The organism is Stenotrophomonas sp. SrG (assembly GCF_050031795.1).
Classification (GTDB): domain Bacteria; phylum Pseudomonadota; class Gammaproteobacteria; order Xanthomonadales; family Xanthomonadaceae; genus Stenotrophomonas; species Stenotrophomonas rhizophila_A.
This window is the reverse complement of sequence record NZ_JBNBBE010000400.1, coordinates 1-260: the sequence shown is the minus strand read 5'-3', so window position 1 is coordinate 260 and position 260 is coordinate 1. Positions and strand designations below refer to the sequence as shown.

The following is a 260-nucleotide window of genomic DNA, read 5'->3' as shown; positions in this document are numbered from 1 at the left end:
ACCACGTCGGCATCGGAGGTGCCCACGTCGATCCGGCGGTCGGCCGGCAGCGCGGGTTCGGCGGCATCGCCTACCGGCGCCGTGCCGAACAGCGCACGCAGCGTGGCCACCACCAGCGCCAGCCCCATCATCGGGGTGACCTCCTGCAGGCCGGTGATCGCGGTCATCTGCGAGAAGTACGACAGCTGCGCCTGGCCGGAGTCAGGCTGCGGGTTGGTGTTGGTAAGGAACGACACCATCGTGTGCAGCGCCGTATCCCA

At 69.2% G+C, this 260-nt stretch carries 1 protein-coding gene; it reads right to left on the bottom strand.

All coding sequences use genetic code 11. The features are described 5' to 3' along the window. On the bottom strand, positions 1-260 hold a 260-nt coding region (locus ACQG3P_RS20245; RefSeq protein ID WP_426806042.1), incomplete at both ends, for a potassium-transporting ATPase subunit KdpA.